Here is a 14798-nt window from a genome sequence, read left to right on the forward strand (position 1 = left end):
CTTGGTTGATCAGCAATCTTCTAAGCGCAAGCATGCAGTGGCACTGCTGATACTGTTCGTATTGGGCGGATTACTTGCTGGATCTGCAGAACTACCCTATGGCGGCTGGATTCAAATCCCCCTCCTCAGCGTGATTTGGTGGCAATTAAGAGCGCAAGAATCTGAATCGCTGAAGAAATTTTTTGTGCATGGCCTTGCTTTTGGTCTCGGCTACTTCGTAGTGGGTTTGTGGTGGCTTTACATTAGCCTGCATGATGTCGGCGGCATGAACTCGCTGCTTTCTTGTATGGCTGTGTTTTTGCTTGCGGCCTATGTAGCCCTCTATTTTTCTGCTGCCAGCCTATCGATTCGTATTTTCAAAGACTCCAGTGTGCTGGGATTTTTCTTAGCATCGAGCTGGGTGATCAGCGAGTATCTGCGCGGTGAAATATTTACTGGCTTTCCTTGGATGGGGCTAGCTGAGAGTCAAGTCAATGGCCCATTTGCTTCGATTGCGCCTTATTTAGGCGGGCTGGGATGTACTTTTTTAACTGTATATACCTCCTGGCAATTACTACGATTCAAAAAAGCTTTTTTCATGAGCACAGCATCAATGGCTTTGCTTACCTTGATCACCAGCCTGTCTAGTCTATGGAGTTTTACACAGCCGACTGGCGAACCCATTACGGTTCAGTTGATACAGGGAAACTTTGCGCAAAGTTTGATTTTTCGACCAGAGGGCGTGCTGAAGCAGATTCAGTTTTATGAAAACTCTATATACCAATCACGCGCGCAACTGATTGTTGCTCCTGAGACTGCATTTCCGTGGCCAGAAAATAATCTGCCAGCCCATCTCATTGAAAACTTACAGAACTTTTCTAATCAAACGGGCAGTAATTTACTTTTTGGAGTGATTGGAAGAAATCTAATCCCCAACGATGGTAGAGAATATTCGAATCGCGCTTTGGGGCTTTCACCCGAATCAAAATCTTATCGCTATGACAAAGATCACCTAGTCCCCTTTGGTGAATTTATTCCCCCTGGCTTTCGCTGGTTTGTAAATGCCTTTAGTGTTCCCTTAAGTGATTTCGCTAGAGGCGGAAATGATCAAGCTCATTTCACTATTACTCGCAAAGACCAAGCTGCACTGCATGCCGCAATCACAATTTGCTACGAGGATGTCTTTGGTGGCGAGCTTGTAAGTCGTATCCGCAATAATTCTGAGCCCACAAATCTCTTAATCAACTTAACCAACCTTGCATGGTTTGGTAAATCTCAAGCACCTGCCCAACAATTAAGACTATCGCAATTACGCTCTCTCGAAACGGGGTTACCTGCTCTACGAGCGACAAACACCGGCATCAGCTCCGTCTTAGGTCCTGATGGCAAAGTACTGCAATCACTTCCAGAATTTACCCAAGCAAGCTTAAGCACCCAAGTTCAAGCCTATGCTGGAAAAACACCTTTTGTTGTTTGGGGAAATTTCCCAATTTTGAGCATTTCGTGCCTCCTCTTGATCTGGGCCTTTATTCGCCATAGACGTTTTTAGTCTTTTTTAACTCTGCGGCGCCCTAGCCATGTAAAATCAATGGCTTAGCCAGGTTAAACATGCTTACTTTTCAGCAAATCATTCTCAAACTTCAAGATTATTGGGACCAACAAGGTTGTGCCCTATTACAACCCATTGACCTTGAGGTGGGCGCAGGCACATCCCATACCGCTACTTTCCTCAGAGCCATTGGTCCAGAACCCTGGAAAGCTGCCTATGTTCAGCCATCCCGCAGACCTAAGGACGGTCGTTATGGCGAGAACCCAAATCGCTTGCAACACTACTATCAATATCAAGTTGTTCTTAAGCCAGCCCCAGAAAATATTCTTGAGCTCTACTTGGGATCCCTATCTGCCCTTGGTCTTGATCTAAAAGAAAATGACATTCGCTTTGTAGAGGATGATTGGGAGAACCCAACGCTAGGTGCGTGGGGTTTGGGCTGGGAAGTTTGGCTCAATGGCATGGAAGTAACGCAATTCACCTATTTTCAGCAAGTAGGCGGCTTAGATTGCAAGCCCGTCTTAGGCGAAATCACTTATGGAATCGAGCGCCTGGCAATGTACATTCAAAATTGCTCAAACGTGTACGACCTTGTTTGGGCTGAAGGCATCTCTTATGGCGATGTTTATCACCAGAATGAAGTAGAGCAATCTTGCTACAACTTTGAGCACTCCAATACCGATCTGCTGTTTGCAAACTTCAGTAATTATGAAAGTGAAGCAAAACGCTTGATGGAAGTGCCCTTAGCATTACCTGCTTATGAGATGGTGCTGAAAGCAGCGCATACCTTCAACCTCTTGGATGCAAGGGGTGCCATCTCTGTTACGGAACGTGCTGCCTATATCGGTCGGATTCGAAATCTATCCCGCGCAGTTGCGCAAGCCTATTTTGAATCCCGAGAAAAACTTGGCTTTCCAATGTGTCAACACCAGTCTAAAGTATGAGCACATCACATTCAAACTCTCAATCAGCTAACTTATTAATTGAGGTCTTTACAGAAGAGTTGCCACCAAAATCCTTACGTCGTTTGGGCGAGGCTTTCAGTGACGGTATTTTTGCTCACCTAAAATCCGCCAATCTAACAACGGACGACTCCGCTGTTACAAGCTTTGCTACTCCGCGTCGTTTAGCAGTTCAGATTAGCCATGTGCTTAGTCAGGCAGAAGACTATCCAATAAGAGAGAAGCTGCTTCCCACCAGCATTGCTTATGACCCTGAGGGTAAAGCAACCCCTCCGCTACTTAAAAAATTAGCGGCACTTGGATATACAGATATTGATCTAGCCACTTTAGAAAAATCAGGTGAAGGTAAGAATGAGGCTCTTTACCTTAACGTAATAGCCAAGGGTGCAGCACTTGAAAAAACGGCACAAACTGCGCTTGAGCAAACACTCAGTAAATTACCGATTGCCAAAATGATGCGCTATCAAGTGCAACAAAAAAATGGCGAATTAGCAGATGTTCAATTTGCTCGCCCAGCCCATAGCATGATTGCCTTGCATGGCAACACTGTTCTCAAAATACATGGTCTAGGTATTGAGGCTAACAATCAAACTGAGGGTCACCGTTTCTTAGCTCCAGGCACTCTTAGTATTAGTGTTGCAGATCAATATGAAAAAGATCTTGAAAGTAAAGCTAAGGTTATCCCAAGCTTCAATAAACGCCGCAGCCAAATTGAAGCTGCTCTTTTGAAAGCTGCTGGTGAAGATCTAGTCTTAATGCCTGATAGTCTGCTAAATGAAGTCACCGCCCTCGTTGAATGGCCAGCTGTTTATGAATGCCGGTTTGACCAAGAGTTCTTAGAGGTTCCTCAGGAATGCTTGATCCTCACCATGCAGACCAATCAAAAATACTTTGCCCTGACAGATAAGCAAGGTAAATTGCGCAATCGCTTTTTGATTGTCTCCAACATTGAAACGACTACACCAGAGGCTATCATCTCTGGTAATGAACGCGTTGTTCGTCCTCGCCTTTCTGATGCACGCTTTTTCTTCCAGCAAGATCAAAAACGCTCATTAGCTTCTCGGGTTGCTGATTTAGGCAAGGTGGTTTATCACAATCAGCTAGGCAATCAACTCGATCGCACTAAGCGCGTTCAAGGTATTGCTACTGGTATCGCCAAAAAAATAAGCGCCGATGAGAAGCTAGCTAGTCGCGCAGCTGAAATCGCCAAGACAGACTTACTCACCGATATGGTTGGTGAGTTCCCGGAACTCCAAGGCATCATGGGTCGTTACTATGCAACGCATGACGGCGAAAATACTGAGGTGGCAGCTGCTTGTAGCGAGCACTATATGCCACGCTTTGCAGGCGATGCACTTCCCCTGACACAGACTGGCACGATTCTTGCGATTGCAGATAAATTAGAAACTCTAGTTGGTATTTGGGGTGTAGGTTTAGCACCCACTGGTGATAAAGACCCATATGCATTGCGTCGTCATGCACTAGGTATTTGCCGCTTACTCCTAGAGAAGAACCTTGCCTTAAGCCTACCGGATATCATTGAGCTCGCACGCTCACAGTTTTCTCAGAAAGATGTACAAGAAAAAGCTAAGGCAGCTGATATTTATGAATTCATCATCGATCGCCTACGCGCATACTTGCGCGACCAATCAGTTGCTGGGAAACCATTTACTAGCGCAGAAATTGATGCTGTTCTAAGTCAATCACCAGCTCAGATTAATGATCTGATTGAGCGCTTAAGTGCACTTCGTGAATTTAATGCTCTACCGCAGGCGGCGCAATTAGCTGCTGCCAATAAACGTATCAGCAATATTCTCAAAAAAACCACCACAGATATTCCTGTAAACTGCTCAAATAAGCTCTTGCAAATTCCAGCTGAGATTACTCTGCATCAAGCATTAGAGGCCATAACACCAGCCCTGAATGCAGCCTATGAAAAGCGCCAATTTGTAGAACTCTTAAAAGCACTTGTCGCTTTAAGTAAGCCGATTGATCAGTTCTTTGCAGATGTGATGGTGATGGATCCCAATCCCGAGCTGCGCGATAATCGCTTGGCGCTCCTGCAACAACTTCACCAGAAAATGAATCTCGTTGCCGATCTCGGCAAACTAGCATGAGCACTAGCTCTTCGAAACTCATTATTCTTGATCGCGACGGTGTGATTAATGAAGATCGTGACGACTACGTTAAATCTGTAAATGAGTGGGTACCACTTCCCGGCAGCCTCGAGGCTATTGCCCTACTCAATCAAGCAGGCTATCAAATTGCAGTTGCGACCAACCAATCTGGATTAGCAAGAGGTTATTTTGCGATTACCGATTTGCATGCGATGCATAGCAAAATGGAAAAACTGCTGCAACCTTTGGGCGGAAGCATCGACAGCATTTTCTTTTGCCCACACACCGATGCCCATGGATGCGATTGCCGCAAACCAGCGCCTGGCCTCATGAAAGAGATTGCCCTGCGCTATAAAAGAACGAGTAGCAATCAACCTTTATTGGGCGTTCCTATTGTGGGCGATTCCTTGCGAGATCTTCAGGCAGGAATTGCATTGGGCGCATCACCCCATTTAGTCCTCACAGGCAAGGGGCAAAAGACGCTTGCAACAGGTGGTTTGCCTGAAGGCACTCAAATTCATGCTGATTTGATGGCTTTTGCAACTACACTGCTAGAAAACCAAGTCTAGGATATTGATGGTCTTTGTTCGCTCAACCCTATTTGCCCTGTTTTTACTGATCTTCACCCCAATTTGGTCAGTGCTTTGCATGTTGGCATTTCCTTTCTTGAGCCCTGAAAATCGCTATCGCTTTATTGGACTCTGGAACAAGGTTGTGATTTGGTTACTTTGGCATCTCTGTGACATTCATTATGAAATTCGCGGCATGGAACATATGCATGCAGTACTAGATCAGCCAGTAGTGATCCTTAGCAAGCACCAATCTGCTTACGAGACTATTGCTTATATTGCCTTGCTTCCCAAACAGCTTTGTTTTGTATTCAAGCGAGAATTGCTTTGGATCCCATTTTTTGGCTGGGCCTTAGCTTTACTCAAGATGATTCATATCAATCGTGCCAATAAACAAACGGCGGCTCTATCTGTCGCAAGCCAAGGACGTAAACGCCTTAGCGAAGGTAAATGGATCATGCTATTTCCAGAGGGCACTCGAACGCCAAGAGGCTCAACCAAGCCCTATCGCAAAGGTGGGGCTCGGCTAGCTAGCGCAACTGGAGCATTGGTTATTCCTATTGCTCACAATGCCGGTAGCTGCTGGCCCAAGAATAGCTTTCTAAAAAAACCCGGTACTGTGATTTTTTCAATTGGTCCGGCAATTACTTCCGAAGGCAAGTCTGGGGAGCAGTTACAACAAGAAGTTGAAGGTTGGATTGAAACTGAAATGCGCGTCATTGATCCGAGCGCTTATAAATGATCCACTTGTACCAACTTCATTTAAGCGGCTAAGAGCTTAGCCCACTCTATATAGCGATTAACTGAAATATCTTGAGCCCTAGCTTTGAGCTCTCCCTCACTTAATTTCAAGCGATCAGCAAAAGCTTGAAGATTTGTACGCAACATTTTTCTTCTCTGCGCAAAAGCTGCAGCCACTACTTGCTCTAGCGCATTCCATTGAGATAGAGTCAAGTCGAAATTTTTTCTAGGAATCATCCGCACCACTGCAGAATTGACTTTAGGCGCTGGGTCAAATGCCTCGGGCGGGACTTCCAATACTAATTCCATGTGGTAGCGAGCCTGCAGCATCACAGAAAGCCTACTAAAGTCAGAACTACCGGCCTGAGCAACCATTCTCTCGACGACTTCTGCTTGCAGCATAAAAACCTGCTCGTCGATATGCGCTGCCGCTGACACCAAATGAAAAAGTAGTGGTGAAGAAATGTTATAGGGCAAATTACCCACTACCTTGCATAGGTCTTTTTTTCCTAAATGATTCTGAGACCATTCAATAAAATTAAATTTGAGCGCATCACCTTCTATGACCCTTAAACCCTTGAGATTTTCTTGATTCCAATAGGCTACTAAGTCTCGATCTATCTCTAATAAATCCAGTTGGTCGAGATTACTCAGTAAAGGTCTAGTTAAAGCGCCTAAGCCAGGGCCAATCTCAATCACATGCATATCTGGGCTGGGATGAATTAAAGCTACTATGGAATAAATAATGCCTTGATCTTGTAAGAAATTCTGGCCAAATCGTTTACGTGCACGATGCATGAATCAACTTTTTTCTTTTTGGTTAATCGCCAACTGATAAGCCAACCGCAGGGCTTCCAACATAGAGCCTGACTCTGCAATACCTTTGCCGGCAATATCCAAAGCGGTGCCATGATCCACTGAAGTGCGAATGATTGGTAGGCCTAATGTGACATTCACGCCACCGCCAAAGGTAACGAATTTAAATGGCGCCAAACCTTGATCGTGGTACATCGCAATAAAAGCATCAACACTTCCTAAGGATGCTGGATCAAACATGGTGTCACCTGGATAGGGGCCAGAAACATCGATACCAAGCCTTTTAGCAGCCTCAATTGCAGGGCTGATGACGTCGATTTCCTCGCGACCCAAATAACCTGACTCACCAGCATGTGGGTTCAATCCTGCAACACGTATTACCGGACTCGAAATACCAAACTTTGTCCGTAAATCATGCTGGACTATCTGCATTGTTTCAAGCACAAGCTCTTGGGTTAATGCGGCAGAGACCGCTTGTAATGGTAGGTGGATGGTAGCAAGCGCCACTCGCAAGTCTCTAGGCTCCTTCAAATTGAAGAAGCTCTTAGGAAGAGTGGCACAAAGCATCATCACCACATGCTGCGCCTTACACCGCTCTGCTAAATATTCGGTATGGCCTGTAAATGGCGTGCCTGCCAAATTAATCGCACTCTTTTGAATGGGTGCAGTAACCATGGCATTGAAACGCCCACTTAAGCATCCATCAATAGCCTCATTCAAAGTATTGATCACGTATTGAGCATTCCGTGGGTTTACGACACCCTGAACAACTGGCTCTGAAAGAGGAATACTCTGAATTTTTAAACGCGCAGATAAATCAATGGGGCCTTGAGAAACTAACTTTAGCAAGTCAGCATCACCCAATAAGGTAATCACTGCACTCGGCTGTTCAGTCAAAAACTGCTGCGCAGCCGCTACCGAAATCTCGGGTCCAATACCAGCTGGCTCGCCGGTAGTGATAGCTAAATTAACGTGGGTCGCTACTTGCAGCATCATCTGCATTCAAGATTTTTACAGTTGCTGTATCTCTTAATTCGCGCAACCAATCCTGATAGGCTTGCTCAAATTTTCTTTCCCGAATCGCAGCTCGGGCAAATTGACGTTGCTTTTCAACAGTCAGCTGGGCTTCACGTCGCTCGATGACTTGGATTAAATGCCAACCAAACTCAGTCTTTACTGGGTTACTCACTTCACCAATTTGCAAACGATTCATCGCTTGCTCAAACTCCGGAACCAAGTCTCCCGGCCCCATCCAACCTAGATCTCCACCATTTGGGGCAGAACCATCTTCTGAAAACTTTTTTGCTAACTCGCCAAAATCTGCAGTCTTTGCACGAACTTGATCGCGATATCCAGCAAGACGTCGCTCTGCATCTTGATCAGATAAACCAGCACGATTACGTAATAGGATGTGTCGCGACAATGTTTGCGTAATAGGAATATTTTGCGGCGAGCTAGTTGAAGCCTCCTGTGGGGCTGCTTGCTGCTGTGGATTTGCGCTGACAACTGCAGCCCGACGATCCAATACTTTTAGCACATGGTATCCCGCAGGACTTTTAACCACTGCATTGGCGACTTGGCCGCCACCAGTATTTCGAATCGCCTCATAAAATAGTTGAGGCAACCTATCGGGAGTTCGGTAACCTAAATCCTGAAACTTAATTTTAGGATTGTCTTTAGCCGCCATGGCGCCTAATTGCAAAAAATCTATGTCTCCTTTGGCATCGCGCAATAACTGCTCAGCCTTCTTTTTTGCCTCAGCCTGAGCGCCAACGCCCGCTGAAGCATCAACTGGAATAAAAATCTGTGCCACATCAATTTCTTCTGCTTCGCTTTTAGCAGCAGGGGTTGAGCGGGGCACTCCACCACCAACAGCACGGGTTCTCTCACCAATGAAATTATCAATTTCAGCATCAGAGATTTTAATCTTCCCCTCTACTTCACGTTCACGATATCGGCTAACGATAATATCGTCACGTAACATCTGTTTATATTTCTCAAATGAGGTACCGGATGCAACTACCTTCTCTTTAAATTCTGCATAACTAAGTTTATTTTTTGCAGCAATATCACCAATAATTTTATCGAGCTCTTTGTTAGTGACAACGACACCCTCTTGCTCGGCATTTTGCAGCTGAATTTTTTCAATAATGAGGCGCTCAAGAATAATTTTACGTATTGATCCATCATCAGGCAACTTGGCGCCCTGCTTTTTAAGGGCTGTAATACGATCATCAATTTCCTTGCGAGTGACATAACCAGTATTGACGACGGCAGCTACGCCATCAATATTTCGGATTTTGCTATCCGCCAATATATTTGCTTTTGATGCGTCTTGAGCACTAGCAATCCCTCCAATAAGAGATATCCCAAAAAAAATCACCGGGTAAATAAAAGGTTTCAACCTAATTCTGCAAAGCGTCATTGATAATTCTCATATATGGATGGTGGGATGGGCTTTGAAGTTGGCATGTATCCAGGAACATTTAACTTCATAATATCAACTGGATTACTTCCGGCGCTAGCAAAGCCCCTAAATTCGATCTGAAAGAGGATTTGAGTGGTTGTGATGGTCGATGTATTCAAGGCTTGAGAATAAACTCCACGGAAGGTCCAGCAATCTCGAGTCCACTCCAAACCCACCAAAGTATTTAAGGTTCTGGTTGTCAAGGCATCATAACCCCACCGACCCAACACAGAAACTTCGCGTGTAACTGGCCATTGACCAGAAATATTGTATTGATCGGTAGTGGTAGCAGATGGTGTAGCAATTTGATTATTTTGAGACGATGCTTGAATTGGCGGTGACCAAACATTGCGGTAGCCAAAATTAAGACTTCTGCCAGGAGTTGGTCGCCAACTTCCTCCAACCGTAGTCTGAACAAAGCGATTTAATTGTGTGTTGTATTGACCAAACATATCCGCGCTGAAGTTACCAAGCAGACGCACCGAAGCTGAACCCAGAGTATCAGAATAAGTGGTTGGATTAGCAATGTTGCCATTCAAGCCAACTTTTTGCCCTGTGAACTGCTGCTTTTGTGCCACAGTGACAATAGCACGCTCAGCACCAGAGTTTTCCTCAATCATGCGACTGGTAAGGCCTACTGTTGCTGCATTACTATCGGCAACCCGGTCGTTACCAACAAAAGTGTTTGCAGTAAAGATCTGGGAAACACCAAAACCCGCATCAGCAGTATCAAATACCGGCGTATTTACCTGATTTTGATATGGAGTAAATGCATAAAATACCCTTGGCTCCATAGTCAACAACATATCCCTACCAAAAAAGGCTTGGAGCTCTGTCGCCTCTCTCTCCAGTGATAGTCCAGAGTCGAGACTAAAAGTGGGGATCGTAAATCCCTGAGCATTTGGAACGCTGCCAGTGACATATGGCTTTGCGTTATAAGTATTAGACTGAAGACTGAAGGTGGGCGTAATGAAATAACCCGGCGTAATCTGCGGAAGCGATATTGCCCCCCTCATAACAGTGCGATCTGCTTGAGTATAGGCGCCTGGAGGCGGTGCGTTAAAGTTATCGCCCAAGGCATAAGCAAACCGAGTGTAATCCGAAGAAAAAGTGGTCTTTGGACCAGAGGATAAAGCAAGATATTTTCCACTTATATCAGATACTGTTGGACTTAATTGACTGTTATAGGTAGCAGCAATATTTGGCAATACGTTATAGGGTGCCCGCACTAAATTGTTAGGGTCTGGCTGAAGGGTTTGAAATGTAGCAGCTTTAGCACTAATAGCCCAATTACTTAAAGCGCCCGTTAACTGTTTCGCGGTGCCAACTTCTTGACGGAGCTGACTAGTGACCTGTCCCGCAATACTTTGAGAAAAATCGGTTGGATATAGACTATCAGAAACACGAGCCATATTAGCGTAACCACTCCATGATCCCGGAGTTGGAGCGCCCCCCGGTTCAACCCCGCCATTAAACAACTGCTTTTGCTGCCAATCATATTTCCAGCGATTGGTGCCCGTTTTTTTATCGTATGGTAAGTATTCTCCGTATGCAATACCAGAGTATTCTTTTTCAATAAACCTATAGTTTGCACCTAACATTAAACCTCGATGGTTCATCTCTCGAGGTAATAAAAGCAGGTCACGATTTGGCGCAATATTGACATAGTAAGGCTGAGTAATATCTAGTCCGTTATTAGAGTTATATCCAGCAACTGGTGTCAGCAAGCCAGATCGACGTTGGCTACCAATTGGTGCAGTAAAAAATGGCATATATGCAATTGGCACATCAAAGAAATGCATTATCCCGTTTGTTCCAATCATTTCTTTTTGTTCGTTATCAATTTCCAAGCTACTTGCCGTGAAATACCAATCCATATTTTCTGGAGTACACGTAGAGTAAGTAGCTTTATCAAAAACAAAAATGTCTGCATTTTCAATTGTTAATTTTTTTGCAACGCCGTTTCCACGAGTATCTCTAAGCTCATATACAGGAGACTCCATGAAGCCCTCGCGGGCATCAACCCTAAATTGTCCCTTAGGCCCCTTAAAGATGGCATTACCTTTAGATAACTCTGCATTACCGAGCAAGTCTGCAATATCAGTATCTGGGTTGTATGTGATTTCATCGGCTTTTAGAACAGCGCCATTGCGACGCATTTGCGCGCGTCCTTTCAGATGCATGTCGCGCTCAACCACACCATCAATCACATCACTAGAAGTAAAGGTAAGTGCTTCCCCATCGGCAATTGGCTTGCCTACTCGCAATTGATCATCTAGCTTGAGAACAGTCACATTTCCACGATCTGGTAAGAGCGTGAAATTTTGTGTCGCTTGTGAAACCGGGGGCAGCGCAGCAGGAGCTTGTGCTCTTGTCGGAAGCGCAACTTGAAGCAATATCACCCCCAACATTACGCGCAGGGTGATGGCTAAAAAAAGAGGGGCGCAAAGGCCGGCGCGACGGCGATAATGACTCATGGATCCAGACCCGCCTTATTATACGAATCGACCATGACTGACGTTCGCTTAAATACCCTTCGCAACTGGCTAAAAGCCCTCCAGCCTAGCTGGCAATTAGATCTTGATACCTTAGCACCGGCCTCGGCGGATGCCAGCTTTCGGCGCTATTTTCGGGTTAAGTCGAAAAACTCAAACTTTGCCAGCCTAATCATTATGGATGCCCCTCCCCAGCACGAGCCCTTGGATGCCTTTATCAAGCTTGATTTTTTGCTCTCCGAGGCAGGTCTAAATGTGCCTAAAATTTTGGAACAAAACACTGCTGAAGGCTTTCTTCTCCTAGGCGATCTTGGTAATAAAACATACCTGAGCGAACTAAGCGATAAAACAGCAAACCACCTTTATCAAGGTGCAACAGAAGCATTAGTGAAAATGCAGTTAGCAAGTAAGCCAGACTTTCTACCAAACTATGACCAAGCACTCTTACAACGTGAATTAGATTTATTTCCAGAGTGGTATTTGAATAAACATCTTGGCATTAAATTAACAGGGCCACAACAAGGACAACTCGAGAAAATATTCGAGCTCATCCTTGAGAATAATTTATCGCAAGCAAAGGTCTATGTACATCGCGATTATCATTCTCGCAACCTTATGGTGACCGAAGAAAATAATCCTGGCGTGTTAGATTTTCAAGATGCGGTGTATGGACCCATTACTTATGATGCCGCTTCTTTATGGCGTGATGCCTACATTGCTTGGCCAGAAGAACGAGTCATCGATTGGGTGATTAAATTTTGGGAAGAGGGTCGTAAAGCTGGCCTACCAATGCCGGATGACTTCGGGCAGTTCTATCACGACTTTGAATGGATGGGTTTGCAACGTCATCTCAAAGTTCTTGGAATCTTTGCCAGACTCTTTCATCGTGATGGCAAAGATGGCTATCTCAAAGATATTCCTTTGGTATTGGAATATGTGATTGCCACCGCAAATCGTTATATTGAGCTAAAACCATTGGCACGGATTTTAGAATCTACGCGCACCCTTAAAGAATAAGTTGCAAATCATGTCTAAGAGCAATCTTCTTCCTTGCTTTTTATTAGCCGCTGGTAGAGGCGAGCGTATGCGCCCTTTAACAGATAATTTACCCAAGCCTTTGCTCACCATTCAAAATAAATCATTGCTTGCGTGGCATCTAGAAGCACTAGCAAATGCGGGGATTGAAAAGGTGGTAATAAATCACGCGTGGTTAGGTGAAAAGATTGAAGCCTCCTTAGGCGATGGGCATCAATTTGGCCTTAATATCCAATACTCACCGGAAGGCACTGCTTTAGAAACCGCGGGCGGCATAGTCAAGGCGCTACCCATCCTGCAAGCTGAAGATTATTTTTTGGTGATCAATGGGGATGTATTTAGTCCGAACTTACCAGTGAGCAAAATTTTGGGGATAGCTTCTAAGTTAAGAAATGGCTCCAACAAAATCTTAGCTCACCTCCTCCTAGTGCCAAACCCCAGTCACCATCCTGATGGTGACTTTTATCTTAAAGAGGCAAAGGTAAACCCTCAGGATCCTGGGGGAGCTGAAAAGTTGACCTTTTCAGGGATTGGCATCTACCACAAAGATCTCTTTAAGGATCTAGAAATAGGTATCTCAGCTAAGCTGGCGCCCCTCCTCAAAGCTGCCATGGCGCAAAATCAAGTGTCTGGTGAAAAATATGTCGGTCCGTGGCACGATGTAGGTACGCCACAACGCTTACAAGAGCTCAACGCAGCATATGAATAAAACGAATATTTATCAGCTTCGCAGAAATGCTTTAGCAAAACACATTTTTAGTAAAACTGGCGGTGGCATTGCTGTTATTGCAACTGCGCCAGAGCTCGCACGTAATCGCGATAGCGACTTTCCCTATCGTCATGACAGTGATTTTTACTATCTCACAGGATTTGAAGAGCCCGGCGCAACCTTAGTAATGAAAGTTGCTAGCAGTGGGAAAAATTATCAACTCGAGTCACATTTATTTTGTAGGCCCAAAGATCTCGAACGAGAAATTTGGGATGGCATTCGTTTAGGACCAGAAGCTGCACCAGAAATACTGGGCATCGAGTTTGCGCATAGTAACCAAGAGCTTGATCAAAAGCTTGGTGAGTTATTAGCAGATCATGATGCTGTTTATGTGCGATTAGCCGAAAGTGCGGAGGCAGATCGACGTATACGCCACTGGATGAAACAAGTAAGAGGGCAAGCTCGCAGTGGCATAAACCCGCCATCAGAATTTCATGATATTGAGACACTGATTCATGAAATGCGCTTATTTAAAGATATTCATGAAATCGAGATCATGCGGCGTGCTGCTGCGATCTCTGCAAGAGCACATATCCGTGCGATGCAAGCCTGTAAACCTGGTATGCGGGAGTATCAACTCGAAGCTGAATTACTTCATGAATTCCGCAACAGTGGCTCACAAAGTGTTGCCTACAACAGTATTGTTGCTGGTGGCGCCAACGCTTGCATCCTTCACTATCGTGCGGGCTCTACTGAATTACTAAGCGGTGAACTTTGTCTCATTGATGCTGGTTGCGAGTTAGATGGCTATGCATCGGATATCACGCGCACATTTCCAGTCAATGGAAAATTTACCGGCCCACAACGTGCGCTCTATGACATTACCCTTGCGGCACAAGAAGCAGCCATTGCAGTAACAAAACCGGGGAATACTTTCATGCAACCCCATGAAGCAGCACTCAAAGTGCTTACCCAAGGCTTACTCGATGAAAAACTTCTCAAACTTACAGAATTAGGTTCTTTGGAAAACGCCATTGAAACTGCCGCCTACCGCCGCTTCTATATGCATCGCACTTCCCATTGGCTGGGTATGGATGTTCATGACGTAGGTTCTTATCGCGAGTCAATGCCTAGCTCGCAAGAAGAAAAACCTTGGCGCATTCTAAAAAGTGGCATGGTCATCACCATCGAACCTGGCTTATATGTCAGACCTGCGGACGATATCGATCAAGCGTTTTGGAATATTGGTATCCGCATTGAAGATGATGCTGTCATCACTGAATCAGGTTGTGAATTGATTTCTCGTGGCGTACCAGTAAAAGCCGATGAAATCGAAGCGCTCATGAAAAATAACTAAAG

Annotated in this window: 12 protein-coding genes; 8 read left to right on the forward strand and 4 right to left on the reverse strand. The window is 45.0% G+C overall.

What is annotated here, in order from left to right; genetic code table 11:
- The first annotated feature begins 1 nt into the window (after position 1).
- From lnt to C2756_RS09775, 5 genes are read left to right on the forward strand one after another with little or no spacing between them, the layout of a single operon-like run.
- A complete protein-coding gene (gene lnt, locus C2756_RS09755; protein WP_215319012.1) occupies positions 2-1528 on the forward strand; it encodes an apolipoprotein N-acyltransferase in 1527 nt (508 codons plus the stop codon).
- A gap of 59 nt (positions 1529-1587) precedes the next feature.
- Positions 1588-2472 (forward strand): glycine--tRNA ligase subunit alpha, encoded by an 885-nt coding sequence (glyQ, locus tag C2756_RS09760; protein WP_215295854.1) that lies wholly within the window; start codon positions 1588-1590, stop codon positions 2470-2472.
- Positions 2469-4607: a glycine--tRNA ligase subunit beta gene (gene glyS, locus C2756_RS09765; RefSeq protein WP_215319014.1), complete on the forward strand. Its 2139-nt coding sequence runs from the start codon at positions 2469-2471 to the stop codon at positions 4605-4607. Before glyQ ends, glyS begins: the two co-directional genes overlap by 4 nt.
- Positions 4604-5176, forward strand: coding sequence for a D-glycero-beta-D-manno-heptose 1,7-bisphosphate 7-phosphatase (gmhB, locus tag C2756_RS09770; RefSeq protein WP_215319016.1), 573 nt, complete (start codon positions 4604-4606; stop codon positions 5174-5176). The genes glyS and gmhB overlap by 4 nt, the downstream gene beginning before the upstream one ends.
- A gap of 7 nt (positions 5177-5183) precedes the next feature.
- The gene (locus C2756_RS09775; RefSeq protein WP_215319017.1) at positions 5184-5918 is read left to right on the forward strand and encodes a 1-acyl-sn-glycerol-3-phosphate acyltransferase; all 735 of its coding nucleotides are present in this window, start codon (positions 5184-5186) and stop codon (positions 5916-5918) included.
- Positions 5919-5938: 20 nt separating this feature from the next.
- Here the strand turns inward: C2756_RS09775 and rsmA are convergent, their stop codons facing one another.
- The 4 genes from rsmA to C2756_RS09795 all read right to left on the reverse strand — a co-directional run bounded on the left by rsmA (position 5939) and on the right by C2756_RS09795 (position 11677).
- On the reverse strand, positions 5939-6715 hold the full coding sequence (gene rsmA, locus C2756_RS09780) for a 16S rRNA (adenine(1518)-N(6)/adenine(1519)-N(6))-dimethyltransferase RsmA (protein WP_215319020.1): 777 nt from the start codon (positions 6713-6715) through the stop codon (positions 5939-5941).
- Positions 6716-6718: 3 nt separating this feature from the next.
- A complete protein-coding gene (gene pdxA, locus C2756_RS09785) occupies positions 6719-7735 on the reverse strand; it encodes a 4-hydroxythreonine-4-phosphate dehydrogenase PdxA (protein ID WP_371817084.1) in 1017 nt (338 codons plus the stop codon).
- Positions 7701-9047: a peptidylprolyl isomerase gene (locus C2756_RS09790; RefSeq protein WP_251372046.1), complete on the reverse strand. Its 1347-nt coding sequence runs from the start codon at positions 9045-9047 to the stop codon at positions 7701-7703. Before C2756_RS09790 ends, pdxA begins: the two co-directional genes overlap by 35 nt.
- A 107-nt stretch (positions 9048-9154) precedes the next feature.
- Positions 9155-11677 carry an LPS-assembly protein LptD gene (locus C2756_RS09795; RefSeq protein ID WP_215319028.1) on the reverse strand — a complete coding sequence of 841 codons (2523 nt, stop codon included), beginning with the start codon at positions 11675-11677 and terminating at the stop codon, positions 9155-9157.
- A 33-nt stretch (positions 11678-11710) separates the two neighbouring features.
- On the opposite strand from C2756_RS09795, the gene C2756_RS09800 reads away from it, so the two are divergent.
- The 3 genes from C2756_RS09800 to pepP are packed head-to-tail and all read left to right on the forward strand — an operon-like array spanning position 11711 to position 14796.
- Complete coding sequence (locus C2756_RS09800; RefSeq protein ID WP_215319030.1) at positions 11711-12712, forward strand: aminoglycoside phosphotransferase family protein; 1002 nt, start codon at positions 11711-11713, stop codon at positions 12710-12712.
- 10 nt (positions 12713-12722) lie between these two features.
- Entirely contained in the window at positions 12723-13439 is a 717-nt protein-coding gene (gene murU / locus C2756_RS09805; RefSeq protein WP_215319032.1) for an N-acetylmuramate alpha-1-phosphate uridylyltransferase MurU, read from the forward strand.
- On the forward strand, positions 13432-14796 hold the full coding sequence (pepP, locus tag C2756_RS09810; protein ID WP_215319034.1) for a Xaa-Pro aminopeptidase: 1365 nt from the start codon (positions 13432-13434) through the stop codon (positions 14794-14796). The genes murU and pepP overlap by 8 nt, the downstream gene beginning before the upstream one ends.
- Positions 14797-14798 lie beyond the last annotated feature (2 nt).

Source organism: Polynucleobacter sp. UB-Siik-W21 (assembly GCF_018687415.1).
Classification (GTDB): domain Bacteria; phylum Pseudomonadota; class Gammaproteobacteria; order Burkholderiales; family Burkholderiaceae; genus Polynucleobacter.